21 protein-coding genes and 1 pseudogene are annotated in these 25,826 nt (G+C 75.2%); 18 read left to right on the forward strand and 4 right to left on the reverse strand.

Annotated elements, in window-relative coordinates:
* Positions 1–109: 109 nt before the first annotated feature.
* Positions 110–457 (reverse strand): annotated as a pseudogene (locus AC5L34_RS11830) (GNAT family N-acetyltransferase); the annotation flags it as partial.
* 151 nt (positions 458–608) lie between these two features.
* Here AC5L34_RS11830 and AC5L34_RS11835 point away from each other — a divergent pair.
* A complete protein-coding gene (locus tag AC5L34_RS11835) occupies positions 609–1,205 on the forward strand; it encodes a hypothetical protein (protein ID WP_441175287.1) in 597 nt (198 codons plus the stop codon).
* Positions 1,206–1,327: 122 nt separating this feature from the next.
* Here AC5L34_RS11835 and AC5L34_RS11840 read toward each other — a convergent pair whose 3' ends face one another.
* Positions 1,328–5,938 carry an ATP-dependent helicase gene (locus AC5L34_RS11840; protein WP_494825012.1) on the reverse strand — a complete coding sequence of 1,537 codons (4,611 nt, stop codon included), beginning with the start codon at positions 5,936–5,938 and terminating at the stop codon, positions 1,328–1,330.
* A gap of 157 nt (positions 5,939–6,095) precedes the next feature.
* Between AC5L34_RS11840 and AC5L34_RS11845 the strand changes: the two genes are divergently transcribed.
* The 11 genes from AC5L34_RS11845 to AC5L34_RS11895 all read left to right on the forward strand — a co-directional run bounded on the left by AC5L34_RS11845 (position 6,096) and on the right by AC5L34_RS11895 (position 18,055).
* Complete coding sequence (locus AC5L34_RS11845) at positions 6,096–6,497, forward strand: hypothetical protein (RefSeq protein ID WP_231925748.1); 402 nt, start codon at positions 6,096–6,098, stop codon at positions 6,495–6,497.
* A 125-nt stretch (positions 6,498–6,622) separates the two neighbouring features.
* The gene (locus AC5L34_RS11850; RefSeq protein WP_494824842.1) at positions 6,623–9,457 is read left to right on the forward strand and encodes a Na+/H+ antiporter subunit A; all 2,835 of its coding nucleotides are present in this window, start codon (positions 6,623–6,625) and stop codon (positions 9,455–9,457) included.
* Positions 9,454–9,927 (forward strand): Na(+)/H(+) antiporter subunit C, encoded by a 474-nt coding sequence (locus AC5L34_RS11855; protein ID WP_441175285.1) that lies wholly within the window; start codon positions 9,454–9,456, stop codon positions 9,925–9,927. Before AC5L34_RS11850 ends, AC5L34_RS11855 begins: the two co-directional genes overlap by 4 nt.
* Positions 9,928–9,952: 25 nt before the next feature.
* A complete protein-coding gene (locus AC5L34_RS11860; RefSeq protein WP_441175284.1) occupies positions 9,953–11,458 on the forward strand; it encodes a Na+/H+ antiporter subunit D in 1,506 nt (501 codons plus the stop codon).
* Positions 11,455–12,036 carry a Na+/H+ antiporter subunit E gene (locus tag AC5L34_RS11865; RefSeq protein WP_441175283.1) on the forward strand — a complete coding sequence of 194 codons (582 nt, stop codon included), beginning with the start codon at positions 11,455–11,457 and terminating at the stop codon, positions 12,034–12,036. Before AC5L34_RS11860 ends, AC5L34_RS11865 begins: the two co-directional genes overlap by 4 nt.
* The gene (locus tag AC5L34_RS11870) at positions 12,033–12,302 is read left to right on the forward strand and encodes an MrpF/PhaF family protein (RefSeq protein WP_441175282.1); all 270 of its coding nucleotides are present in this window, start codon (positions 12,033–12,035) and stop codon (positions 12,300–12,302) included. The genes AC5L34_RS11865 and AC5L34_RS11870 overlap by 4 nt, the downstream gene beginning before the upstream one ends.
* Entirely contained in the window at positions 12,302–12,667 is a 366-nt protein-coding gene (gene mnhG / locus AC5L34_RS11875) for a monovalent cation/H(+) antiporter subunit G (protein WP_441175281.1), read from the forward strand. The genes AC5L34_RS11870 and mnhG overlap by 1 nt, the downstream gene beginning before the upstream one ends.
* A gap of 185 nt (positions 12,668–12,852) precedes the next feature.
* Complete coding sequence (locus AC5L34_RS11880; protein ID WP_494824845.1) at positions 12,853–14,409, forward strand: M28 family peptidase; 1,557 nt, start codon at positions 12,853–12,855, stop codon at positions 14,407–14,409.
* Positions 14,410–14,592: 183 nt separating this feature from the next.
* Positions 14,593–15,942 (forward strand): hemolysin family protein, encoded by a 1,350-nt coding sequence (locus AC5L34_RS11885; RefSeq protein WP_441175279.1) that lies wholly within the window; start codon positions 14,593–14,595, stop codon positions 15,940–15,942.
* The gene (locus AC5L34_RS11890; RefSeq protein ID WP_441175278.1) at positions 15,939–17,003 is read left to right on the forward strand and encodes a hemolysin family protein; all 1,065 of its coding nucleotides are present in this window, start codon (positions 15,939–15,941) and stop codon (positions 17,001–17,003) included. Before AC5L34_RS11885 ends, AC5L34_RS11890 begins: the two co-directional genes overlap by 4 nt.
* Before the next feature lie 137 nt (positions 17,004–17,140).
* A complete protein-coding gene (locus AC5L34_RS11895; RefSeq protein WP_494824847.1) occupies positions 17,141–18,055 on the forward strand; it encodes a sporulation protein in 915 nt (304 codons plus the stop codon).
* 87 nt (positions 18,056–18,142) lie between these two features.
* On the opposite strand, the gene leuE is transcribed toward AC5L34_RS11895, so the two are convergent.
* Positions 18,143–18,811 carry a leucine efflux protein LeuE gene (gene leuE, locus AC5L34_RS11900; RefSeq protein ID WP_441175276.1) on the reverse strand — a complete coding sequence of 223 codons (669 nt, stop codon included), beginning with the start codon at positions 18,809–18,811 and terminating at the stop codon, positions 18,143–18,145.
* Positions 18,808–20,052, reverse strand: a complete 1,245-nt coding sequence (locus tag AC5L34_RS11905; protein ID WP_494824849.1) for a bifunctional pyridoxamine 5'-phosphate oxidase family protein/GNAT family N-acetyltransferase — start codon at positions 20,050–20,052, stop codon at positions 18,808–18,810. The genes leuE and AC5L34_RS11905 overlap by 4 nt, the downstream gene beginning before the upstream one ends.
* A gap of 34 nt (positions 20,053–20,086) precedes the next feature.
* Between AC5L34_RS11905 and AC5L34_RS11910 the strand changes: the two genes are divergently transcribed.
* From AC5L34_RS11910 to AC5L34_RS11935, 6 genes are all read left to right on the forward strand, one after another.
* On the forward strand, positions 20,087–21,427 hold the full coding sequence (locus tag AC5L34_RS11910; RefSeq protein ID WP_494824851.1) for an aminotransferase class I/II-fold pyridoxal phosphate-dependent enzyme: 1,341 nt from the start codon (positions 20,087–20,089) through the stop codon (positions 21,425–21,427).
* 44 nt (positions 21,428–21,471) lie between these two features.
* Positions 21,472–22,179, forward strand: coding sequence for a UdgX family uracil-DNA binding protein (locus AC5L34_RS11915; protein ID WP_494824853.1), 708 nt, complete (start codon positions 21,472–21,474; stop codon positions 22,177–22,179).
* Between the two features lie 288 nt (positions 22,180–22,467).
* A complete protein-coding gene (locus AC5L34_RS11920; RefSeq protein WP_441175272.1) occupies positions 22,468–22,986 on the forward strand; it encodes a hypothetical protein in 519 nt (172 codons plus the stop codon).
* 20 nt (positions 22,987–23,006) lie between these two features.
* On the forward strand, positions 23,007–24,149 hold the full coding sequence (locus tag AC5L34_RS11925) for an acyl-CoA dehydrogenase family protein (RefSeq protein WP_089001438.1): 1,143 nt from the start codon (positions 23,007–23,009) through the stop codon (positions 24,147–24,149).
* An 80-nt stretch (positions 24,150–24,229) separates the two neighbouring features.
* The gene (locus AC5L34_RS11930; protein WP_494824854.1) at positions 24,230–25,537 is read left to right on the forward strand and encodes an MFS transporter; all 1,308 of its coding nucleotides are present in this window, start codon (positions 24,230–24,232) and stop codon (positions 25,535–25,537) included.
* A gap of 4 nt (positions 25,538–25,541) precedes the next feature.
* Entirely contained in the window at positions 25,542–25,742 is a 201-nt protein-coding gene (locus tag AC5L34_RS11935) for a DUF3046 domain-containing protein (RefSeq protein ID WP_089001436.1), read from the forward strand.
* Positions 25,743–25,826 lie beyond the last annotated feature (84 nt).

The raw sequence follows: 25,826 nt of genomic DNA on the forward strand, positions 1-25,826 counted from the left end.
CGTGCAGCCCGATGCCGTCCTCGCCGACCACCGGGATGCTCGGCTTGAGCCGGCGGGCCCGGTCCACCGCGCCCCGGTCCACGCGCACCAACCGCAGCCCGCGCCGCTGGTAGAACCGCAGCGCCCGCAGGTTGTCGTTCGTCGTGACGAGCCAGAGCCGGTGCCGGCCCCCGGCCCGGGCCACCTCGGCCGCCGCCGCCAACAGGGCCGTGCCGATGCCGCCGCCGGGCGCCGCGGCAACCACGCTGACGACCTCCAGCCCGTCGGCGTCGGCACGGTAAGCGAGCGCCCCGACCACCGCGCCCGCGCCGTCGGCCGCCACCAGCGTCGGCAGCGTACGCAGGTCGTGGCGGGTGTCGTGGGCGACGACGTACGGCCCGCCCCACTCGCGTTCGTGCAGCGCGTCGACCGCCGCGCGGTCCCCGGCCCGCGCCGGCCGGACGGTCATCCCGGTCATCGCGTCCACTCCCGTCGTCCTCGGCTTCCCTCGTCGACCGGTCGGGATCGTACCGGTGCCGGCCGACCGGGGCGGGTTGGCGGAAATGGGACAGCGGCACTGACCGACCGGCCACTGCCGGGACGGGACCCGGTTGGGCAGACTGCCAGGGGTGACCAACCGGAGCCTGCCCGCCGTCGCCGTGCTCGTGATCGCCGCCGCCCTCACCGCCGCCTGCGGCGACGACGCGGAGGACCGGCACGCCGCGCCCTCCGCCGCCCCGGCGTCGACCCCGGCCGCCGTAGCGTCGTCGGGCCCGGCCGAGGCGCCCGCCGCCACGCCGACGCGGCCCGCCCCGCCGGCCGCCTCGCCGACCGGGGCGGCTCCGGCGGTTCCGAGCGCCGGCGGTGCGACCGAGCGCCGTCCCGCCAGCCCGCCGCCCGTGAAGCTGCCGGCCCGGCCGACCGGTACGCCCGGCGCGCGGCAGGTCGTGGACGCGTTCAAGGCCGCCGGGCTGAAGGTGCCGAACCCTCGGGACCGGTCGGTCGAGTGCGGCCCGGACGGGCTCGGCCTGGGCTGCTCCGAGCTGATCGCCACCGACGCGGTCACCGTCTACGTCTTCCCCGACGAGACCAGCGCCAGCGAGATCGCCGAGACGTGGGGCGGCCAGTCGTTCCGGCGGGGCACGGTGGTGCTCAACTACCTGGAGGCGAAGACCCCCACCGCCGACCGCGCCCGCTACGAGAAGGTCCTGACGGGCCTGCGCTGACCGCCCGGGCCTGCCCTCCTCGGCGCCACCCGACTCGACTGGGCGCGGCCTGACGCGGCTCGCTCACCGGATGTGGCCTGGCGCGGCTCGGCCCGGCGGCGCCCGGACCTGTCGGGGGCGGGTCAGCCGCGCAGGCGCAGGCCGCGCGGGGTGGCGCGGAAGCCGGCCGCGGTGAGCGCGTCGTGCAGTGGCGAGGAGTGCACCGCCCCGCCGTCGGCCCGCTCCACCGACATCGCGCCCAACGCGCCCGAGTGCACCGCGTCGGCGAGCGCCTTACCGGCCGCCGCCAGCAGGTCCGCCTCGTCGGTGAAGGAGAGGATGGTCCGCCCGCCGCGCTCGACGTAGAGCACCAGGTCGCCGGCGACCAGCACCACCACGGCACCGGCCTTGCGCCCCGCCCGGTGCCCGGTCGCCGGGGTGGCCCCGTCGCCCGAGTCGACGGCCCGCTCCGGCCAGGACAGCGCCGCACCGTACGGGTTGGCCGGGTCGGTGGCCGCGAGCACCAGGGCGGGCCCGCCGCGCCCCCGCCCGCCGTCGGTCGGCTCGGCCAGCGCCCGGATGCGGTCCACCGCACCCGGCACCGCGAACTGCGCCGCGCCCAGGCCCTCGACGAAGTAGCCCCGCCGGGCCGCGCCGCGCTCCTCCAGCGCCGAGAGCACCGGATAGACCGCGGCGAAACCGCCGGTGACCTGCTCGGCCAGCACCGCGCCCCGGGTCACCACGCCGTGCCGTTCGAGCAGCACGTCGGCCAGGGCCGCGGCGCGGCGGGTCGGGTCGGTGTCGCGTTCCGGCAGCCGGGACCAGCGGCCGGCGACGGTCGGGGGGCCGCCCCGCGTCGGCAGGGCCACCCGCCCGGGGCGTCGGTAGCGGGTGCGCGGCGCGGCGGCCCGGGAGCGGTGCGCCCCGCCGCCGCCGAGCGCCGCGCGCAACGGCGCCAGGGTGTCGTTGGTGAGGTGACCGGCCCACACCAGGTCCCAGACGACGGCGGCCAGCGCGGCGTCGTCGGTCGAGCCGACCCGGTCGGACAGCGACCGGAAGAACAGCGCCTGCCCGTCGCCGAGCGCGTCCAGCACCGCGTCGTGCAGCGGGGTGCGGGTGAGCGCCTCGTCGGGCGGGGGGAGCAGCAGCGGCGCGACGTCCGAGTACGCGAGGGTGACCCAGCCGTCGCCGCCGGAGATGGCGCCGGAGCCGGCCCAGAGCACCTCGCCGCTGGCGCAGAGCTCGTCGAGCTGGGCGGGGGAGTAGTCGGCGACCCGGCCGGGCAGCACCAGCCGTTCCAGCGCCGACGCCGGCACCGCCGCCCCCTGCAACTGCTCCACGGCGGCGGCCAGCGCCTCCACCCCCCGCGCGGAGGAGCCCACCTGCTGCCAGCGGGGCAGGAACGCGGCCAGCGCCCGGGGCGGCACCGGCTCGATCTCCCGGCGCAGCGCGGCCAGGGAACGGCGGCGCAGCAGCCGCAGCACCTCCGCGTCGCACCACTGGCTGCCGGCGGTGTCGGGGGTGAACTCGCCGGCGACCACGCGCCCGGTGGCGGCGAGCCTGCGCAGCGCCTGCTCGACCACGAAGACGCCGAGCCCGAAGCGGGCCGCGCAGGTGGCGGCGGCGAAGGGCCCGTGCGTACGCGCGTAGCGGGCGACGAGGTCGCCGAGCGGATCGGCCACCGGGGCGAGGTAGGCCTCGGCCACCCCGACCGGCAGGGCCACGCCGAGGGCGTCGCGCAGCCGGGCGGCGTCCTCGACGCCCACCCAGCGCTCCTCGCCGGCGACGCGTACGCGCAGCACCCGCCGGGCCGCCGCCAGCTCCGTCAGCCACCCGGGTGAGGCACCCCGCTCGGCCAGCTCCGCCTCGGAGAGGTCGCCGACCACGCGCAGCAGCTCGACCACGTCCTCCGCGTCGCGCGGGCGGCGCTGCTCGGTCAGCCAGCGCAGCTGCCGCTCGGTCTCGGCCAGCACCGCCGGATCGAGCAGCTCCCGCAGGTCGACCCGGCCCAGCAGCTCGCCGAGCAGGGTCGAGTCCAGCGCCAGCGCGGCGGCCCGGCGCTCGGCCAGCGGCGCGTCGCCCTCGTAGAGGAACGCCCCGACGTAGCCGAAGAGCAGCGACCGGGCGAACGGCGACGGCTGGGCGGTCTCCACCTCGACCAGGCGCACCTTGCGGGCGGCCAGGTCGCGCATCAGCTCGGCCAGCGCGGGCTGGTCGAAGACGTCCTGGAGGCACTCCCGGGCGGCCTCCAGGGTGACGGGGAAGTCGGCGTACTCGCGGGCGACGTCGAGCAACTGGGCGGCGCGCTGGCGCTGCTGCCACAGCGGCTGGCGGCGGCGCGGGTCGCGCCGGGGCAGCAGCAGCGACCGGGCGGCGCACTCGCGGAACCGGGACGCGAAGAGCGCGGACGTGCCGACCGACTCCTCGACGAGCTGGGCGATCTCCTCCGGCTCGAAGACGACCACGTCGGCGCCGGGCGGCTCGTCGGCCGTGTCGGGCAGTCGGACCACGATGCCGTCGTCGGACGGCATCACCTGCGCGTCCACGCCGTAGCGCTCGGCGAGCCGGCGGCCGATGGCCAGCGCCCACGGCCCGTTGACCCGGGCGCCGAGGACGCTGTGCACGGCCAGCCGCCAGTCGCCCAGCTCGTCGCGGAACCGCTCGACCACCACCGTGCGGTCGTCGGGCAGGGACCGGGTGGCGGCGCGCTGCTCGCGCAGGTAGGCCATCAGGTTGCCGGCGGCCCAGTCGTCCAGCCCGCCGGCCCGCAGCGCGGCCACGGCCGTCTCGTCGTCCTGCCGCAGCAGGGCGCGCACCCGCGCGCCGATGGCCCGGCCCAGCTCGACGGGCCGGCCGAGCTGGTCGCCCTTCCAGAACGGCATCTTCGCCGCCTGGCCGGGGGCCGGCGAGACCAGCACCCGGTCGGGGGTGATCTCCTCGATCCGCCAGGACGACGAGCCGAGCAGGAAGACGTCGCCGACCCGGGACTCGTAGACCATCTCCTCGTCCAGCTCGCCGACCCGGGCGGCCCGCTCGGCCCCGGCCAGGAAGACGCCGAAGAGCCCCCGGTCGGGGATGGTGCCGCCGCTGGTCACCGCGAGCCGCTGCGCGCCGGGCCGGCCGGTGAGCGTGTCGGTGGCGCGGTCCCAGACCAGCCGGGGCCGTAGCTCGGCGAACGCGGTGGACGGGTAGCGGCCCGAGAGCATGTCGAGCACGGCGTGCAGGGCCGAGTCGGGCAGCTCGGCGAATGGTGCCGCCCGGCGTACCAGCACGGCCAGGTCGCCGACGCGCCACGGCTCCAACGCCACCATGGCGACGATCTGCTGGGCCAGCACGTCGAGCGGGTTGCGCGGATGGTGCAGCTCCTCGATGGCGCCGTCGGCCATCCGCTCGGCCACCACCGTGCAGGAGAGCAGGTCGCCCCGGTGCTTGGGGAAGACCACGCCGCGGGAGACCGCGCCGACCTGGTGCCCGGCCCGGCCGACCCGCTGCAGGCCGGCGGCCACGCTGGGCGGCGCCTCGATCTGCACCACCAGGTCGACGGCGCCCATGTCGATGCCCAGCTCCAGGCTGGAGGTGGCCACCACGGCGGGCAGCTGACCGGACTTGAGCGCCTCCTCGATGTGCTTGCGCTCCTCGCGGGAGACGCTGCCGTGGTGGGCGCGGGCGATCACGGGCGGCGCGCCGGCCGCCGCGCCCGCCTGCGCCATCAGCTCCGCGGGCGTACGGCCGACGCGCACCGGCCCCGCGGGGCCGCCCCACCCGTCGCCCTCGCGGGCCGCCGGCGGGGACCCGCCGGCCGACTCCTGCCCGGCCGACTCCTCGCCGGCCAGCTCGTTGAGCCGGGCGCAGAGGCGCTCGGCGGAACGCCGGGAGTTGGTGAAGACGATGGTCGAGCGGTGCGCCCTGACCAGGGAGAAGACGCGCTCCTCCAGCGCCGGCCAGATGGACGCCCGACGTGCGCCGAGACCGCCGAGGTCGTCCTGCGGCGGCTCCTGCTCGTCGAGGCGGGTCATGTCCTCCACCGGGACCTGGACGCTGACCTCGATCGTCTTGGCGCTGGGTGGCGCGACCACGTCGACGGGGCGGGCGCCGCCGAGGAAGCGGGCGCACGCGTCGACCGGCCGGACGGTGGCGGAGAGGCCGATCCGCTGCGCCGGGGCGGGCAGCAGCTCGTCGAGGCGCTCCAGGGAGAGCGCGAGGTGGGCCCCGCGCTTCGTGCCGGCGACCGCGTGCACCTCGTCGACGATCACCGTCTCGACCCCGCGCAGGGAGTCGCGGGCGGCGGAGGTGAGCAGCAGGAACAGCGACTCGGGCGTGGTGATGAGGATGTCCGGCGGGGTGCGCGCGAAGGCCCGTCGCTCGTCGGCGGGGGTGTCGCCGGTGCGCATCCCCACGGTGATCTCCGGCGGCGCGACGCCGAGCCGGGTGGCGGCCTGCCGGATGCCCGTCAGGGGGGTGCGCAGGTTGCGCTCGACGTCGACCGCGAGCGCCTTGAGCGGGCTGACGTAGAGCACCCGGCACCGGTGCCGGGGGTCGGCCGGGGCGGGCTCGCGGGCCAGCCGGTCGAGCGACCAGAGGAACGCCGCCAGCGTCTTGCCCGAACCGGTGGGGGCCACCACCAGCGCGTTGCGCCCCGCGGAGACGGAATGCCACGCGCCGGTCTGGGCGGCGGTGGGCGCGGCGAAGGCGGCGCCGAACCACTCCCGGGTGGCCGCGCCGAAACCCGCCATCGCATCCGTCACGCCGTCCATCCTGCCCCGACGGACCGACATTCAGGCCCTCGCCGGGGACGCGGCGCCCCGCTCCGGCCCCACCGCGCCGTTTGCACGTTTAATCCATTAAGTCTTACTTAACTGCTTGATTGTGTCCCACAACATAAAGTAACTTCACTCGGAGCGTCAGCCTGGGGTGGAGGGGATCGGATTGACCGTCGAGCAGCGGAGCTTCGAGCCAAGCACCGACGTGCTGATCCGCAAGGTCGACAGTCATCTCGCCGCCGTCCGCACCGGCCTGTCCGGCCCGGAGCTGGAGCTGGCCGAGCGGCTCGCCGCCGCGCTGCGGGAGCTGGTCGTCTCCACCGCGCAGGCCAGCGCGGCCGACCGGGGACAGGTCCGCGCCGCCGTGCACTACTTCGTGCTACGGCGCGAGAGCCGGGGCCGGCTGCTGCCGGTGCGCTCCCTCGCCGCCGCCCAGCGGGTGGTCAACAAGGTCGTGGTCCAGCTCGGCCGCCCCGACCTGCTGGTGGAGCCCCGGCGTGAGCGTCCCGCCCGCGAACCCGTCGCCCCCGCCGCCGAGGTCATCGTCGGCTGAGCGTCCGCCACAACCGGGACGAATTCGCGCAAAAACGCCCGCCGTGCGACGAACTGGCGTGTGATCGCACCTAGGTGCCGTCCCACCTCAGGCGCGCGCCGCAGCCACCTCGACCGGGAGCGCGGGTGCTCGTACTGCTGATCCTCCACTGCGTGGCGGCCCTCGTCGCGCCGCTGCTCGTCCGGTGGTGGGGTCCCCGCGCCTGCTACCCGCTGGCGCTGGCGCCGGCGGCCGCGTTCGGCTGGGCGCTGGCCCGCACCCCCGCCGTGCGCGACGGCGGGGCGGTGGTCGAGACGTACCCGTGGATCGGCCAACTCGACGTGGACCTGGCGCTGCGGCTGACCACCCTGTCCTGGCTGATGGTCCTGCTCGTCGGCGGCGTCGGCGCGCTGGTCCTGATCTACAGCGCCCACTACTTCGGCCGGGAGTCCACCGGCGTGGCCCGCTTCGCGGCCGTCATGGTGGCCTTCGCGGGGGCGATGCTCGGCCTCGTCCTCGCCGACGACCTGCTGCTGCTCTACGTGTGCTGGGAACTCACCACGATCTTCTCGTACCTGCTGATCGGGCACAGCGCCGAGCGGCGTGCCAGCCGGTGGGCGGCGGCGCAGGCGCTGACCGTGACCACGCTCGGCGGGCTGGCGATGCTGGTGGGGTTCATCATGCTGGGCGGGCACGCCGGCACCTACCGCTGGTCGGAGATCGTCGCGGCCCCGCTGCCGGGCGGGGCGTACCTGGTCACGGCGGTGCTGCTGATCCTCACCGGGGCGCTGTCCAAGTCGGCGCTGCTGCCGTTCAGCTCGTGGCTGCCGGTGGCGATGGCGGCCCCCACGCCGGTGAGCGCGTACCTGCACGCCGCCGCGATGGTGAAGGCGGGCGTCTACCTGATCGGGCTGCTCGCCCCGGTGCTGGCGGCCGTCGGCCCGTGGCGGCCGGTGGTCGTGGTCGCGGGCCTGGCCACCATGCTGGCCGGGGGCTGGGCGGCGCTGCGGCAGACCGACCTGAAGCTGCTGCTGGCGTACGGCACGGTCAGCCAGCTCGGCCTGATCGCGGTGGCGATCGGGGCGGGCACCCCCGACACCGCGCTGGCCGGGGCGGCGATGCTGCTGGCCCACGCGCTGTTCAAGGCGCCGCTGTTCCTCGTCGTCGGCATCATCGACCACGGCGCCGGCACCCGCGACCTGCGGGATCTGTCCGGGCTCAGGCGCGGCGCGCCGCTGCTCGTCGCTGTGACGGTGCTCGCCGCCGCGTCGATGGCCGGGCTGCCACCGCTGGTCGGCTTCGTCGCCAAGGAGGCCGTGCTGGCCGCCTTCACCGACCGGCCCGCCGTCCTCGTCGTACTGGTGGCCGGCGCCGCGCTCACCGTCGCCTACAGCGCCCGGTTCGTCTGGGGCGCGTTCGCCACCCGGCCGGGCGTGGCGCCGACCGTCCTCGGGCGGGTTCCCGCGTCGATGCTCGGCCCACCGGCCCTGCTGGCCGCCGTCGGGCTGCTCGCCGGCCCGGCCGCCGGGATCCTCGACGGCCTGCTCCGCCCGTACGGCGAGCTGTTCGGCACGGTCGGCAAGGACCTGGCGCTGTGGCACGGCCTCAGCCCCGCGCTCGGCTTCTCCGCGCTCGCCGTGGCCGGCGGCGCGGTCCTGTTCGCGCTGCGCGGACCGCTCGCCCCGGTGCTGGCCCGGCTGCACGTCCCGGTCACCGGCAACCAGGGGTACGAGTGGACCACCCGCCGCCTCGACCGGCTGGCCATCGAGGTCACCGGAGCCACCCAGCGCGGCTCGCTGCCGCAGTACCTCGGCGTCATCCTGCTGGTGCTCACGGTGGTGCCCGGCGGGGCGATGCTGGCCACCCGGCCGTGGCGGGACCGGATCGCCCTCTGGGACAGCCCGTTGCAGGTCCTGGTGGTGACGGTGGTGACCGTCGCGGCGGTGCTCGCGGTGGGCGCCCGCCGGCGGCTGACGGCGATGCTGCTGGTGGGCATGACGGGCTACGGCACCGCGATGCTCTTCGTGGCCCACGGCGCGCCGGACCTGGCGCTGACCCAGTTCCTCGTCGAGACCGCCACCATCGCGGTGTTCGTGCTGGTGCTGCGCCGGCTGCCGGAGCGGTTCTCGGCCCGCCCGAGACGCAGGCGGTGGGTACGCCGCGCGATCGGGGCGGCCGTCGGCGTCGTGGTCGGTGGGCTGGCCCTGACCGCCGCGGCGGCCCGCCAGGCGCCCACCATCTCCGACGCGTTCCCGGATCTGGCGGTCACCCAGGGGTACGGCCGCAACGTGGTCAACGTGACCCTGGTCGACATCCGGGCCTGGGACACGATGGGCGAGCTGTCGGTGCTGGTGGTGGCCGCGACCGGCGTGGCCAGCCTGATCTTCCAGCGCTCCCGCACCGGGCCCCGCCCACGTCGCCCCGAGCCGCCGAAGCGGGTGCAGCGGCCGGGGCACCGGGTCTGGCTTCGCGGCGGGGCGACCCTGCACGAGCGGCAGCGTTCGATCGTGCTGGAGGTGGTTACCCGGCTGGTCTTCCACACGGTGGTGGTCTTCTCCCTGTTCCTGCTCTTCTCCGGCCACAACGCGCCGGGCGGCGGCTTTGCGGGCGGCCTGGTGGCGAGCCTGGCGCTGGCCGTGCGCTACCTGGCCGGCGGGCGCTACGAGCTGGCCGAGGCGGCCCCCGTCGGCGCCGGCACGGTGCTCGGCGCCGGCCTGCTCGTCTCGATCGGCACCGGGACTGTCTCGCTGCTCGCGGGCGGGTCGGTGCTCGAGAGCGCCCGGATCGACCTGTGGCTGCCCGTGATCGGCGACTTCTACCTGATCACGTCCCTCTTCTTCGACGTCGGCGTCTACCTCGTCGTGGTCGGGCTGGTGCTGGACATCCTGCGCAGCCTCGGCGCCGAGGTGGACCGGCACATCGAGGCGGCCGGCGAGTCCGGGGGCGGGCTGCGGGTCGACCGGCGGGGGGAGCGGGCGTGAGGAGCGGCGTCGCGGGACCGGCCCTGGTGCTGGTCGTGGCCGCCGGGGTGTTGTGCGGCTGCGGGGTCACCCTGCTGCTGGAACGCAGCCTGAGCCGGATCCTGCTCGGCGTCATCCTGCTCGGCAACGGGGTCAACGTGCTGATCCTGCTGGGCGGGCGCGCGGGGGCCGCCCCGGTGGTCGGCACGGCGCCCGCCGGCACGCTGAGCGACGCGCTGCCGCAGGCCATGATCCTCACCGCGATCGTGATCACCTTCGGGCTGACCGCGTTCCTGCTGGCGGTGAGCTACCGCAGCTGGTACCTCACCGGCGACGACGAGGTCCCCGACGACATCGAGGACCGGCAGGTCCGGGAGGCGGCCGAGCGCAACGAGCTGGCCACCGCCGACCTCGGGGGCGAGGGCCCGGACGCCGACCCCGAGCAGGTCGACCCGGAGCCGCCGCGCCGGCGCGGGGGCGGCCCCGGATGACCGGGTACGCGGGAGGGGGCGCCCGATGAGCCGGCTCGTGCCGCTGCCCGTGGTGGTGCCGCTGCTGGGCGCGGCGCTGACCCTGCTGCTGTTCCGGTGGCCCGGGCTGCAACGCGTCGTCAGCGTCACCTGCCTGGCGGTCACGCTGGTGGTGGCGGCGGTGCTGCTGGTGCAGGCGTACCGGCACGGGCCGGTGGTGGTCCAGGTCGGCGGGTGGCCGGCGCCGGTGGGTATCGTGCTGGTCGCGGACCAGCTCGCCGCGCTGATGCTGGTGGTCTCCTCGGCGGTGACGCTGTGCGTGCTGCTCTACTCCGTCGGCCAGGGGCAGGGCGACTTCGGCGAGACCGTGCCGGTGACCATCTACCACCCGACCTACCTGGTGCTGACCGCCGGCGTGACCAACGCGTTCCTCGCCGGCGACCTGTTCAACCTCTTCGTCGGCTTCGAGATCCTGCTCGCCGCGAGCTTCGTGCTGATCACCCTCGGCGGCACCGAGACCCGGATCCGCACCGGCTCGACGTACGTGGTGGTCAGCATCCTCTCCTCGATGATCTTCCTCGCCTCGGTGGGCCTGGTGTACGCGGCCACCGGCACCCTGAACATGGCCCAGCTGGCGCACCGGCTGGACGCGCTGCCCGACGGCGTACGGCTGACCCTCCAGCTGATGCTGCTGCTCGCCTTCGGGGTCAAGGCGGCGGTCTTCCCGCTCTCGGCCTGGTTGCCGGACAGCTACCCGACCGCCCCGGCCCCCGTCACGGCGGTCTTCGCCGGCCTGCTCACCAAGGTCGGCGTGTACGCGATCATCCGCACCGAGACGCTGCTGTTCCCCGGCGGTCAGCTCGCCGGGCCGCTGATGGTGGTGGCCGGACTGACCATGCTGGTCGGCATCCTCGGCGCGGTGGCCCAGTCCGACATGAAGCGGCTCTTCTCCTTCACCCTGGTCAGCCACATCGGTTACATGATCTTCGGCGTGGGGCTGAGCACCGTGGCCGGGCTCTCCGGCGCGATCTTCTACGTGGTGCACCACATCACCATCCAGACCACGTTGTTCCTGGTCGCCGGTCTCGTCGAGGAGCGGGCCGGCAGTACCGACCTGCGCCGCATCGGCGGGCTGGCCCGGGCGGCCCCGCTGCTCGGCGTCCTCTTCTTCGTCCCGGCCATGAACCTCGCCGGGATTCCGCCCTTCTCCGGGTTCCTCGGCAAGCTCGGCCTGCTCCAGGCCGGCGTCGCGGCCGGCGAGCCGCTGCCCGGCGCGCTGGTGGCGGCGGGGACCGTGACCAGCCTGCTCACCCTCTACGTGGCCTCGCGGGTGTGGAACATCGCCTTCTGGCGCGCGCCGCAACTGGCCACCGCCGAGCCGGTCGTGCGCCTGCCGGCGTTGATGGTCGGCGCGACGATCGCGCTGGTCGGGCTGGGGCTGGCGTTGACCGTCGTCGCCGGGCCGCTGTTCGACGTCACCGCCGACGCGGCGGTCGACCTGCGCGAGCGCACCCCGTACATCCGTTCCGTGCTGCCGGCCGGTGCCCCGTGACCCCGGGCCCGCAGGCACCGCCGCGCGGGCGGGGGCGGCGGCGCGACCAGCTGATCGCCTTCGGCTGGCTGGTGCTGGTATGGATCCTGCTGTGGGGGGACTTCTCCTGGGGCAACCTCGTGGGCGGGGTGGTGGTGGCCGGCGCCGTGCTGGTGTTCTTCCCGCTGCCGCCGGTGAGCTTCGGCGGCCGGTTGCGCCTCGGGCCGCTGCTGGTCTTCGTGGTGCGTTTCGTCGGCGAACTGGTCAGCGCCAGCGCGCACGTCGCGCGGGTCGCGGTGCAGCCCGGCTACCAGCCACGGGCGGCGATCATCGCGGTCCGCCTGCGGGTGCACACCGACCTGAACCTGGCGCTCACCGCCGAGGCGCTGTCGCTGGTGCCGGGCACGCTGATCGTCGAGGTCGACCGCAACACCGGGGTCCTCTACGTGCACGTGTTCGACACCCGCGGCCCGCAGGACCTCAGGGGCAGCCGGCGGCGGATCCTCGCCGTCGAGCGGCGGCTCGTGCGCGCCGTCGGCTCCGCCGCCGAGGTCCGTCGGGTCAGCGCCGATCCCGTCGAGAGGGGACCCGAACCGTGACCACGTTACTCGCCGCCATCCTCACCCTCCTGTTCTCGGTGACCGCGCTGCTGGCCCTGATCCGGCTCTACCGCGGGCCGTCGCTGATCGACCGGGTGGTCGCGGCCGACATGCTGCTCGCCACGATGGTGGGCGCGGTGGGCGCGGAGGCCGCGGTGAACCGTCACGCCACCACCCTGCCGGTGCTGGTGGCGCTGTCCATGCTCGGCTTCGTCGGGTCGGTGTCGCTGGTCCGCTTCGCCGTCCGCGAGGACGGGGAGGCCTGATGTGGGGCACGCTGGCCGACTGGCTGGGCGGCGGCTGCCTGGTGGCCGGCGCGCTGCTGAGCCTCGCCGCGGGGATCGGGGTGCTGCGCTTCCCGGGCACGCTGGACCGGATGCACGCCGCGACCAAGCCGCAGGTGCTCGGGGTGCTGCTCCTTCTGCTCGGCGTGGCGCTGCGGCTGCGTACCCCGGCCGACCTGGGCATGGTGGCGCTGGTCGGGATCTTCCAGTTGGCCACCGCTCCCGTGGCGGCGCAGATGATCGGCCGGGCCGCGTACCGCGCCGGCCGGGTCGAGCCGGCCCTGCTCGACGCCGACGAACTCGCGCCCGCCGACCGCCGTGCGGGTGGCGGGGGCGATCCGTCCTGACCCGCGGCCTCCGGGGGATCGCATCGGTGGCGTCCCAATTCGGGGACTGCGACGAATCTGAGTCTTGCGTCTTGCCGGGTGGTCTGCCCCGCTGCACGCTTTCGCAGTGATGGCTGTCGATCAACGGCCGTCCGCCGGTCACCGCCCACCCGGCGGGACCGGGACCACCGGACCCCGGAGGACCAATGAGACCCCGCACCCCCCGCTCCGCCTGGCTGGCCGCGCTGGCCGTGGCGGCGGCGACGGTCGTGACCGCCTCCTCGGCGACCGCCGCGCCCACCACCACGGTTCCCGCCGCCCCCGCGGCGCTCGCCGCGGCCCCGGACATCCCGCTGGCCAACGTGAAGGCGCACCTGTCCCAGTTCCAGTCCATCGCCACCGCCAACGGCGGGAACCGGGCGCACGGTCGCCCCGGCTACCTCGCCTCGGTCAACTACGTCAAGGGCAAGCTCGACGCCGCCGGGTTCACCACCGTGGTGCAGTCGTTCAGCTACGGCGGCGCCACCGGCTACAACCTGATCGCCGACTGGCCCGGCGGAGACCCGAACCAGGTGGTCATGACCGGGGCGCACCTGGACAGCGTCACCGCCGGCCCCGGGATCAACGACAACGGCTCCGGCTCGGCCGCGATCCTGGAGACCGCGCTCGCGGTGGCCCGCAGCGGCTTCACCCCCACCAAGCACCTGCGCTTCGGCTGGTGGGGCGCCGAGGAACTCGGGCTGCGCGGCTCCCAGTACTACGTGAACAACCTGCCGTCGACCGAGCGCACCAAGATCAAGCAGTACCTGAACTTCGACATGGTCGGCTCACCCAACGCCGGCTACTTCGTCTACGACGGCGACAACTCCGACGGGGTGGGCTCCGGCCCCGGCCCGGCCGGCTCGGCGCAGATCGAGCAGACCATCCAGGCGTACTTCAGCTCGATCGGCGTGCCCACCCGGGGCACCGACTTCGACGGCCGCAGCGACTACGGGCCGTTCATCAACGTCGGCATCCCGGCCGGCGGCACCTTCACCGGCGCCGAGGGCACCAAGTCCAGCGCCCAGGCCTCGCTCTGGGGCGGCACGGCCGGCCAGGCGTTCGACCCGTGCTACCACCGCTCCTGCGACACCACCAGCAACATCAACGACACCGCGCTGGACCGCAACGCCGACGCCATCGCGTACACGGTGTGGGCGCTGGCCGGCACCGGCACCCCGCCGGGCACCACCGTCTTCAGCGACACCTTCGAGACCGCCACCGGGTGGACCGCCGACCCGGCGGGCACGGACACCGCCACCCTCGGCCGGTGGGAGCGCGGCGACCCGGCGGCCACCAGCTCCGGCGTGGCCACCCAGCTCGGCACGACCGTCAGCGGCAGCTACGACCTGGTCACCGGGCCGCTCGCCGGCAGCAGCGCCGGGGCGTACGACCTCGACGGCGGGGTGAGCACCATCCAGTCGCCGGCCATCACGCTGCCGTCGACCGGCACCCTGAACCTCTCGTTCTCCTGGTACCTGGCCCACCTGAACAACGCCAGCAGCGCCGACTACCTGCGCGTACGGGTGGTGGGCAGCGGCACCGTCACGGCGCTGAACGCGACCGGGGCCGCGACCAACCGGGCGGCGGTCTGGCAGAGCGCCAGCGTCGACGTCTCCGCCCTGCGGGGACAGACCGTACGGATCGTGATCGACGCGGCCGACGCCAGCGGCGCCAGCCTCGTCGAGGCGGCCGTCGACGACGTGAAGATCACCCAGAGCTGACGCCGGAAGAGGCCCCCGACCGGCCGGTGTCGGGGGCCTTCGGCACACCTTCAGCGGATATCCAGCCGATCCCGATAAAATGGGCCGCATGATCGACTCTTCTGCCCAGGAGGGCAGCAGTAGCCAGCCGGGTCGTGCCCGGCGTATCCCGACCCCGACGTCCCCGGGAGCCCTGAGCGACCCGTGTTGATCGTCGTTGGTCTTCTCCTCATCATCGTTCTCACCGTCGCCACGGGCTACTTCGTGGCCCAGGAGTTCGGCTACGTCGCCGTGGACCGCGGCCGGCTCAAGCAGCTGGCCGACGACGGCGACAAGGCCGCCGCCCGGGCGCTGGAGGTGACCGGGCGGCTGTCGTTCATGCTCTCCGGCGCCCAGCTCGGCATCACCGTCACCGCCCTGCTGGTCGGTTACGTCGCCGAGCCGTTCCTCGGCGCCGGTCTGGCCGAGCTGCTCGGGGGCGCCGGCATCTCGACGGCGGTCAGCCTGCCGCTCTCGGTCGCCCTGGCCCTGGTCCTCGCCACCGTGGTGCAGATGGTCCTCGGTGAGCTGGCCCCGAAGAACCTCGCCATCGCCCGGGCCGAGCCCCTCGCGAAGGCCCTGAGCAGTTCCACCCTGTTCTACCTCAAGATCGCCGGCCCGCTGATCAAGCTCTTCGACCGGGCCGCGGTCCGGCTGCTGCGTCGCGTCGGCATCGAGCCGATCGAGGAGCTGCCCAGCGGCGCCACCCCGCAGGACCTGGAACAGATCATCGCCGAGTCCCGCCAGGAGGGGCACCTGACCGCCGAGATGTCCACGCTGCTCGACCGGGGGCTCGACTTCCGGGGGCTCACCGCGGGCGAGGCCATGGTGCCCCGCGTCGACGTGCACACCGTACGCGCGCACGAGCCGCTCAGCCGGGTCGTCGAGCTGCTGGACACCGGCAAGTCCCGCTTCCCCGTACGCGGTACCGAGGGGGTCGACGACCTCGTCGGCGTGGTCGGCATCGCCGACGTGCTCGGCGTACCTCCGGAGAAGCGCGCGAGCACCCCGGTCAGCGCGGTCGCCGGCCCTCCGCTCCTGGTGCCGGAGACGCTGCCGCTGCCGACCGTGCTGGACCGCCTGCGCTCCGGCCACCGGCAGCTCGCCTGCGTGGTCGACGAGTACGGCGGCTTCGCCGGCGTGATCACGCTGGAGGACATCGCCGAGGAACTCGTCGGCCCGATCCGGGACGAGGACGACCCGCCGGAGCGGGCCCCGGCCCGCCAGGCGGATGGCTCCTGGGTGGTGCCGGCCCGCTGGCGCATCGACGAGGTCGCCGACAGCACCGGCATCGAACTGCCCGAGGCCCCGGAGTACGACACGCTCTCCGGCCTGGTCATGCGGGAGCTGGGGCGCGTCCCCGAGGTCGGTGACCGGCTGGAGATCAGCCTGCCGGCCGACGGCGAGGACGGCGCGGAAGGACCGCGCGCCCTGGTCGAGGTGCTGGCCGTCGACCGGCACGTGGCCGACTCCGTCCGGCTGCGGATCGCCGAGCCCGGGGAGGTGTCCGCGTGAGCCCCGGCATCGCGCTCTTCACGTCGGTGATCCTGCTGGCGCTGAACGGCTTCTTCGTGGCCGCCGAGTTCGCCCTGGTGGCCAGCAAGCGTTACCGGCTGGAGCACGCCGCCGCCGGTGGCGGCCGGGCCGCCCGGGCCGCGCTGGACGGCGTACGTGAGCTGTCGCTCATGCTCGCCGGCGCGCAGCTCGGCATCACCCTGTGCACCCTGGGTCTCGGCGCGCTCGCCGAACCGGCGATCGAGCACCTGCTGAGCCCGCTGCTGCACGCGGTCGGGCTGCCGGACGCCGCGAGCCACGTGATCGCGCTGATCTTCGCGCTGAGCGTCGTCACCTTCCTGCACCTGGTGGTCGGGGAGATGGCGCCGAAGTCCTGGGCGATCACCCACCCGGAGCGCTCGGCGGTGCTGCTGGCGTTGCCGTTCCGCGCCTTCGCGCGGGTCGCCCGGCCGGTGCTGTCGGTGATGAACGCGCTGGCCAACGCGATGCTGCGGCTGGTCAAGGTCAACCCGCAGGACCAGCTCGCCCAGGTGCACGGCCCGGACGAGCTGCGGATGCTGCTGGAGCAGTCCCGCGAGCACGGCCTGTTGGGCGCCGAACAGCACGAGATGCTCACCAGCATGCTGGAACTCCAGGGCACCACGGTGGCGCAGGTGATGGAGCCGTTCGACCAGATGGTGACGGTGCGCCGCGACGAGGGAGCCGACCGCATCGAGCAGGTCAGCCGGGACAGCGGCCGGTCGCGGCTGGCCGTGCTGGACGCCAGCGGCGACGTCTGCGGCCTGGTCCACGTCCGGGAGGCGGTGCGGGCCACCACCACGGGCCGTACGGTCACCGCCGGGGACCTGATGACCAACGCCCTCACCCTGCCGGCCACGGCGTCGGTGACCGAGGCGGTGGCGGAGATGCGCGCCCGGCAGTCCCAGCTCGCGCTGGTGCGCAACGGCGGCGGGCCGGCCCGGCCGGTCGGCTTCGTCGCGCTGGAGGACCTGCTGGAGGAGGTCATCGGCGAGTTCGACGACGAGACCGACCCGGTGCCGCGCGGGCGACGCATGAGATGAGACCGGAGGGGTGGCCGCTGTTCGCCGAAGTCGGGGCGGCCACCCGCCGGGTCCGCGACCATGGAGGGGCCCGGGCGAGGTCCGCGACCATGGGGGGTGACGGGCAGGCGCGGCCCGGTCGTGGACGGGGGAGTGCCGTGCGGTTGACGGGGGTGTCGCCCGAGTCCGGCGGGACCGGACTGTCGGTGCGCACGGCCCTGGCCAACCCGAGCACCCGCCCCGGGCTCCGGCTGCCGGGGCGGGTCACCGTCGTCGCCGGCTCCACCGACGTACCCGTCCTGCACGTCCGGCTCGGCCTGGTCACCACGGCCGAACCGGACGACCCGGAGGCGCCCCGTCGCCTGGTGCAGTTCCACCAGGCCACGGTGGCTGGCGCCTTCGTGCTGCGCGCCGGGCGGGGCCGCTCGATCCCGTTCGAGTTCCCGCTGCCGTGGGAGACCCCCGTGACCGTCTTCGGCGGGGTGCCCCTGCTCAGCCTGCGGATGGGGCTGCGTACGGAGGTGGCTGTCGGGCCGGGGCTCGACCAGGGCGCGATGGTGCCGGTCTTCGTGCACCCGCTGCCCACCCAGGCGCACGTCCTGGCGGCCCTCGACACGCTCGGCTTCAGCATGCGCCAGGCCGGCCTGGTCGACGTGCGGCTGCCGGGGGTGGCGCAGACCCTGCCCCTGCACCAGCGGCTGGGCTACTGGGTGGCGCCGCTCTACGCCGGACCGATCACCGAGCTGGAGCTGATCTTCATCGCCGAGCCGGCCGGCCTGGAGGTGATCCTCTGGCTGGACCGGCGGCTGGCCCTGGCCGGGATCACCCACCAGAGCATCAGCCGGTTCCGGGTCTGGCACACCGGCGCCGAGCAGCGGGACTGGGTCGCGACCGTGGACGCCTGGCTGCGCGCGGCGATCAACCGGCACGCGGCGGCCGCCGCGCACGCCGACTGGTCCGCGACCATCTCCGAGTCGGCGCACGTCAGCCGCCCGCCGGACGAGCCGATCCACCCCGGCTTCGGCCTGGGCGGCACGGCCGGCGGCGGCTCCGGCGGCGGCGACGGCACCTGACCCGAGCGGGGCGGCGAGGCACCGCCCCGGCAGAGTCAGGCGGCGACCGTCCCGGCAGGGCCAGGGCGTGCCGGCGGCCCCGCCGGGTCAGGCGCTGGCGGTGGCCAGCTTGAGGCTGAAGCCGAGGAAGAGCGCGGCGACACCCGTGGTGGCGCCGGCGGCCAGGCGGTGGCGCCGGCGGAACTGGGCCGCCAGGAACGTGCCCGTGAAGATCAGCGCGGTCAGGTAGAGCGCGCTGGTGACCTGGGCGATGAGCCCGAGCAGCAGGAACGACAGGGCCGGCCAGGCGTAGCCCGGGTCCACGAACTGGATGAAGAACGAGACGAAGAAGAGGATCGCCTTCGGGTTGAGCAGGCTGATCACCAGCGCCTTGCGGAACGGGCTGCGCAGCGCCGCCGGCTCCGCGGCGTCGATGAGCCGCGGGGTGGCCGGGTCGTTGCGCGTCCGCCAGCGCCGCCACGCGCCGCGCAGCATCGTCAACCCCACATAGCCGAGGTACGCGGCGCCGGCGTACTTGATCACGAGGAAGAGCGGCGGGTACGCCTGGACCAGCGACGCCACGCCGGCGGCGGAGAGGACCATGAGCACCCAGTCGCCGACGAAGACCCCGCCGGCGGCCCGGTAGCCGGCCCTCACGCCCCGTTGGGCGGCGGTGGAGAGCACGAAGAGGGAGTTGGGCCCGGGCAGCAGAACGATCGCCACGGTGCCCAGCACGTACGTCCAGATGTCGGTGATACCCAGCACGCCCGCCATCATGAGGCCACGGGTGCCGCCCGGCGAAGCCTTTCCCGCAGCGTGACCTGTGCGTTCGGCCACTCGTCGACGGTCATCGAATACTGCACGGTGTCCCGCCAGGAGCCGTCCGGGCGGAGCCGGTGCCGGCGCAGCACCCCCTCGCGGGACGCACCGAGGCGCTCGATCGCCCGCTGCGAGCGCTCGTTGCGGATGTCGGTGTGCCAGACCACCCGTACCGCGCCCAGCTCCTCGAAGGCGCGGGCGAGCAGCAGCAGCTTCGCCTCCGTGTTGATCCCGGTGCGCCACCAGGGCCGGCCCAGCCAGGTGTAGCCGATCGCCACCGCCCGGCGCTCCGGGTCCACCTCGTAGAAGGAGGTCGTGCCAACCACGGCGCCGGTCACCGCGCAGCGCTGCACCCACGGCACCCGCTCGCCCCGCCGGTGGGCGGCCAGGGCGACGGCGATCCCCTCGGCGGTGCCGGCGGGGTCGGCCGGCTGCGGGCTGCCGAGGTGCCGCCAGACCTCCGGGTCGGCGGTCGCGGCGTGCAGCTCGTCGGCGTGCGCGAGGTCGAGCGGTTCCAGCAGCACGTGCTCCCCGCGCAGCACCGCCGGATCGAGCCACGGCGAGGTCCGCTCCCGCAGGTACGCCGGCACCGGCACGCCCACCCCGGCGTCGGGCTCGGGCGCCCCGGCGGTCAGCCGCAGCGGCACCACGCCGGCCCAGTGCGGCAGGGCGAGGTCGGTCTCCTCGTCGCGCACGCCGCCGGCGCGGGCGCGCACCGACACCTCCCGAAGCGGCAGGGCCAGCACGGCCGTCTCGGCCAGCTCCCGGCGCGAGGGCGGACGGCTGTCGGCGCTGCGCCCCCGGGCGGCCTTCTCCACCAGGGCGGTCAGCATCCGCAGCTTCTCCCGCTCGTCGGCGACCAGCCGCGCGGTGCCGTGCGCCACGACCGAGCGGTAGTTGGCGCTGTGGTGGAACTGCGAGCGGCCGTAGACGAGGCCGTCGAGCAGGGTGACGGCGACGCAGACCGGCAGCCCCTCGCCCCGGGCGGCGAGCAGCGGCCGGCTGCCGGTGGAGCCGTGCAGGTAGAGGGTGTCACCGATGCGCACGTGCAGGGTGGGCAGCACGCGGGGCTCGCCGTCGACGGTGAACCCGAGCGCGCAGTCGTACGCCTCGTCGAGGACGGCGTGCGCGGCGGCCTCGTCGTAGCTCATCCGCTCCCGGGAGCGGCTGGCGGTGGTCCGGTCGGTGGGTGCGTACATGGCTCGACCTTTGTTCTAGTACAATCCATGATTTGTGTCAGCACGCTATCAGTTCGCCGGTACGACGGCCGCCGAGATTTCGGCCAGCATCGAATCGGGCATCCGCTCCGCCGCCCTCGCCCCCGGCGACGCGCTGCCGCCGGTGCGCGAGCTCGCCGCCCGGCTCGCGGTGAGCCCCGCCACCGCCGCCCGCGCCTACCAGGAGCTGCGCCAGCGGGGCCTGGTGGTCACCGCCGGCCGGCACGGCACCCGGGTCCGGCCCCGGCCGCCCGTGGCGGCCCGCCGCTCCGCGCTGCGCCCGCCGCCCGCTGCCGGCCTGCGCGACCTCTCCCGGGGCGAGCCGGACGTGCGGTTGCTGCCACCCCTCGGGGCACACCTCGCCGGCCTGGCCGCCGCTGCGGGCGAGCCGGTCGGCTACCCGGCCGCCGGGGTGCTGCCCGAGCTGGCCGAGGCGGCCCGCGAGCGGCTGGCCGCCGACGGCGTACCGGCAGCGGAGCTGACCGTCACCGGCGGGGCGCTGGACGGCATCGAGCGGCTGCTCGGCGCGCACCTGCGCCCCGGGGACGCGGTCGCGGTCGAGGACCCGGGCTGGGCCAACCTGCTCGACCTGGTCGCCGCGCTCGGACTGCGGCCGATCGGCGTGCCGGTCGACGACGACGGTCCGCTCGTCGCCGGGGTCGGCGCCGCCCTCGCCGCCGGCGCGCGGGCGCTGATCGTGACGAGCCGGGCCCAGAACCCCACCGGCGCGGCGGTCTCCGCCGAACGGGCCGGCGAGCTGCGCGCCCTGCTCGCCGGGCGGTCCGACCTGCTGCTGATCGAGGACGACCACGCCGCCGAACTGGCCCGCGTACCGCTGCACCCGCTCGCCGGGGCGACCCCGACGTGGGCCTTCGTCCGCTCGGTGAGCAAGCCGTTCGGCCCCGACCTGCGGCTGGCCGTGCTGGTGGGCGACGAGACCACCGTGGCCCGGGTGGCCGGGCGCGCCCGGGTCGGCGCCGGCTGGGTCTCCACGGTGCTGCAACGGCTGGTCCTGGCGCTCTGGCGCGACCCCGCCGTGGCCGCGCTGGTGGACCGGGCCGCCGGCAGCTACGAGCGGCGGCGCGCGGCGCTGATCGGGGCGCTCGCCGACCACGGCCTGACCGCCCACGGGCGCAGCGGCATCAACGTCTGGCTGCCGGTCGACGACGAGACGAGCGTGCTGACCGCGCTGCGCGACGCCGGCTGGGCGGTCGCGCCCGGCGCGCTGCACCGCATCGCCGGCCCGCCGGCGCTGCGGATCACCGTCAGTTCGCTGGCCGAGGCGGAGATCCCGGAGCTGGCCGAGGCGGTGGCCCGGGCGGTCCGGCCCGCCCCCGCCGCCGACTTCACGGCGTGAGGGGGGAGCGCGTGTTCCCTCCCGCACCGGGTAGAACAGTCGTCATGGCCGAGCAGACCGAGACCGCGCCGGGCGCGCAGAAGTTCATCCCGGCGCGCGCCGACACCCTCGACGACCTGCGCGCCGCCGCCGCCGGCTGCCGGGGCTGCGAGCTCTACCGGGACGCGTCGCAGACCGTCTTCGGTCGCGGCGAGGCCGGCGCGCGGGTGGTCTTCGTGGGCGAGCAGCCCGGCGACCTGGAGGACCAGAAGGGCCTGCCGTTCGTCGGCCCCGCCGGCCGGCTGCTGCGCAAGGCGGTCGACGACGCCCGGCTCGACCCCGGCCACATCTACCTCACCAACGCGGTGAAGCACTTCCGCTTCGAGCTGCGCGGCGGGCGACGCATCCACCAGACCCCGGACCGGGTGCACGTCACCGCCTGCCGGCCCTGGCTGGTGGCCGAGTTCGCCCAGCTCCGCCCTGAGATCGTGGTGGTGCTGGGCGCCACCGCCGCCAAGGCCCTGCTCGGCCCGACGTTCCGGGTCACCCGCCAGCGCGGCGAGCTGCTGCCCTGGCCGGAGTCGGCCCAGCACCCGGAGGACTTCCGGCGGGTGCCGGTGGATTCCACGGGCGCCGTCGCGGACGCCCCGCCGGCCCGGCTGCTGGCCACCATCCACCCGTCCGCCGTGCTGCGCGCGGACGACCAGGACAAGGCGTACGAGGGGCTGGTCGCCGACCTCACCGTGGCCGCCCGCGCCCTCGCCGGCCGGTAGCGAGGCGTCGACCGCGCAGCAGGCTCTCGGCGGCCCGGGCTTCGGTCGATGCGAGGGCGCAGGCCCGCGCTGGGATTGCCGCGCCGGCCCTTTCGAGCTGAGTCGTTTGCGACATCAGGGCGTCCGGAGCGCTGATGCGTTTGTGACATCAGCTCCAAAGGAAGCGCCCGGCCCACCCCGGTCGCTTCTTCGCCCGCTGAAGCCCGCGTCCCTGGCTCAGCGGCAGGACCGGCCAGCATCGGCGGGCGCGGGGAGTGCCTGCGGGGGTGACCGGGTACCGCTCCGGGCATGTCCCCCCGCCGCACCCGCCGTCCGCCACTGATCCGGCTGGGCGCGCCCGGCCCGTACGTGCTGGCCGCCGCGCTCGCCACCGTCGCCTGGTTCGTGGCGCGGCTGCTCGATGGCTCCGGTCGTTCCCCGGCGGAGGCCCTGCTCGGCGCGGGGGTGGGCGGCGTGCCCTGGGGGCTGTTCCCGTTGGCCCTCGGCTGGGTCGTGCGGGCCGACCGTGATCCGGCGTGGGAGGCGGCCCGCCGCGCGCTGCATCGGGGCCAGCTCCCGGCCGACGAGCAGGCCCGGGCGGCTACGGTCGACCACCTGCCCGTGGCCCGGCGCGGGGCGGTGCTCGGCCTGGCAGGCGGCGTCGCGCTCTTCGGCGGGCTGGCCGCGCTCGCGGCGGCGCTCGACCGGCCGTTGACCGCCGGCCTGCTCGGCACCGTCCTCGCCGCCGTGCTCGGCGTCGCCGCCCTGACCCTGGCCAGGGTGCGCCGACTGGAACGCTCGCTCGGCGGCCCTGGGCAGGGCGGGTGAGCGGTGCCACACTTGCCGCCATGGAGCAGCATCTCTACGAGCGCGACCACGAGGAGTTCCGCGAGCTGTGCCGCGAGTTCCTGACCCGCGAGGCGGTGCCCCACCACGAGCGCTGGGAGGCCGACGGGATCGTCGACCGCGAGGTGTGGCGCCGCGCCGGGGCCGCCGGCCTGCTGGGCATGGACGTCGACACGGAGTACGGCGGCGGCGGGCAGCGCGACTTCCGGTTCAACGCCGTGCTGGACGAGGAGATCGTCGCCGCCGGCTGCACCGGGCTCGGCTTCGGCCTGCACAACGACGTGGTGGCGCCGTACCTGACCGAACTCACCACGGACGAGCAACGCAAGCGCTGGCTGCCCGGGTTCTGCTCCGGCGACCTGGTCACCGCGATCGCGATGAGCGAGCCGGGCGCCGGCTCCGACCTGGCCGGCATCCGTACGAGCGCGGTCCGCGACGGCGACGGCTGGGTGCTCAACGGCCAGAAGACCTTCATCACCAACGGCGAGATGGCCGACCTGGTGGTCGTGGTCGTGCGTACCGCCCCGGACCAGGGCGCGCACGGGGTGAGCCTGATCGCCGTGGAGAGCGGTACGCCCGGCTTCTCCCGGGGCCGGCGGCTGGCCAAGGTCGGGCTCAAGGCCAACGACACCGCCGAGCTGTTCTTCGACGACTGCCGGGTGCCGGCGGAGAACCTGATCGGCACCGAGAACCACGGCTTCTACCACCTGATGGCCAACCTGCCCCGGGAGCGGCTCAGCATCGCCGTCGCCGCGGTGGCCGCCGCCGAGCGGCTGCTCGCCGTCACCCTCGACTATGCGCGTTCCCGGCAGGCGTTCGGCCGGCCGATCGGCGCGTTCCAGCACAACCGCTTCCTGCTCGCCGAGCTCGACACCGAGGTCACCATCGCCCGCACCTTCGTCAACCACTGCGTCGCGGAGTACGACGCCGGCCGGCTCTCGGTCACCGACGCGGCCAAGGCGAAGTGGTGGACCACCGAGTTGCAGAACCGGGTCGCCGACCGCTGCGTGCAGCTGCACGGCGGCTACGGCTACATGCTGGAGTACCCGGTGGCGAAGGCCTGGCTGGACGGGCGGGTGCAGACCATCTACGGCGGCACCACCGAGATCATGAAGGAGATCATCGGTCGGGGCCTCGGGCTGTAACCCGTCAACCGGCTGCCGGGCGGCGGGGCGGGTGCGCAAGGATGAGACGGCATCTCGCCCCTTACCTCGAAGGAGCCGCCATGGCCACCGACCTGGCCGCGCCGCTCGCCGCGCCCGACGTCGCGCCCATCCAGCGGCGTACGCTTCGGCTGCTCTTCGCCACCCAGATCATCGGCGGGATCGGGGTGACCATCGGCGTCGCCGTCGGGGCGCTGCTCGCCTCCGACGTCGCCGGCACCGCCGTCGCGGGCCTGGTCAGCAGCGCCGCCGTGGTCGGCGGGGCGTTGCTGGCCGTGCCGGTCACCCGGATCATGACCGTCCGGGGCCGGCGACCAGGCCTGGTCGTGGCGTACCTGACGGGCGCCGCCGGCGGCGTGCTGGTGGTCCTCGCCGCGGTGACCCGCTGGGTTCCGCTGCTCTTCCTCGGCATGCTCCTGTTCGGCGGCGGCAGCGCGGCCAACCTCCAGGCCCGTTACGCGGCGGTCGACCTGGCGGTCCCCGCGCGCCGCGGCCGGCAGCTCTCGTTGATCGTCTGGGCCACCACCATCGGCGCGGTCGCCGCGCCGAACTTCGCCTCGCTCGCCGACCGCACCACCAGCGGCTGGGGGCTGCCGCCGCTGGCCGGCCCGTTCGCGTTCAGCGCCGCCGCGCTCGCGCTGGCCGCCGGGGCGATCCTGGCGCTGCTGCGGCCGGACCCGCTGCTCACCGCGCGCCGGCTGGCGGCGGCCGCCACCCCGCCGGCCCCCGTCGCGACGCCGGCGGCGACCGCCCGGCACAGCGCGGGCATGCGGGCCGCCTGGTCGGTGGTACGCACGCGGCCGGCCGCCCGGCTCGGCATCGTCGCGGTGGCGGTCGGCCACCTGGTCATGGTCGCGGTGATGGTGATGACCCCGGTACGCCTGCACGAGTGGCACGACGACGCCGACGTGCTGCGGGTGGTCGGTCTCGTGCTGAGCCTGCACATCGCCGGCATGTACGCCCTCGCCCCGGTGGCGGGCTGGCTCACCGACCGGGTCGGCCGCCGGGCGGTGATCCTCGGCGGCGTCGGGCTGCTGCTCGCGGCGTGCGCGGTCGCCGGCACGGCAGGGCACCACACGGCCCGGCTCTCGGTCGGGCTGTTCCTGCTCGGGCTGGGTTGGTCGGGGACCATGGTGGCGGGCTCGACGCTGCTGTCGGAGTCGGTGCCGGTGGGGATCCGGCCGAGCGTGCAGGGGCTCTCGGACCTGACGATGGGCCTGGCCGGCGCCGGCGCGGGGGCGGTCAGCGGGTTTGTCGTGGCGGCGGCCGGCTATCCGGTGCTCACCGGGCTCGCGGCGGTCGCGGTGGTGCCCCTGGTGACGCTAGCGTTGCGGCCGGTGCCGGTGGGCGCACCGGACGAGGAGGAATGATCACGTGCGGTTGACCGACTTCTGGTCCCGGCTGGAGGAGGCGTTCGGGCCCGGCTACGCGGCCAGCATCGCCCGCGACCAGGTGCTCGCGCAGCTCGGCGGGCGGACCGTCGAGCAGGCTCTGGCGTCGGGTGAGCAGACCCACGTGGTCTGGCGCGCGGTCTGCGCCGCCTATCCCGACCGGGTGCCCGCGCGACTACGCTGAGCAGCCGTTTCGTCGCTTCCGCGTGTCGCTTGCCGACTCGTACACCTGTTCGGCTATTGTCCACAGCGGGGCGCTCGTCCACAG

This window comes from Micromonospora sp. ZG13, from assembly GCF_059359355.1.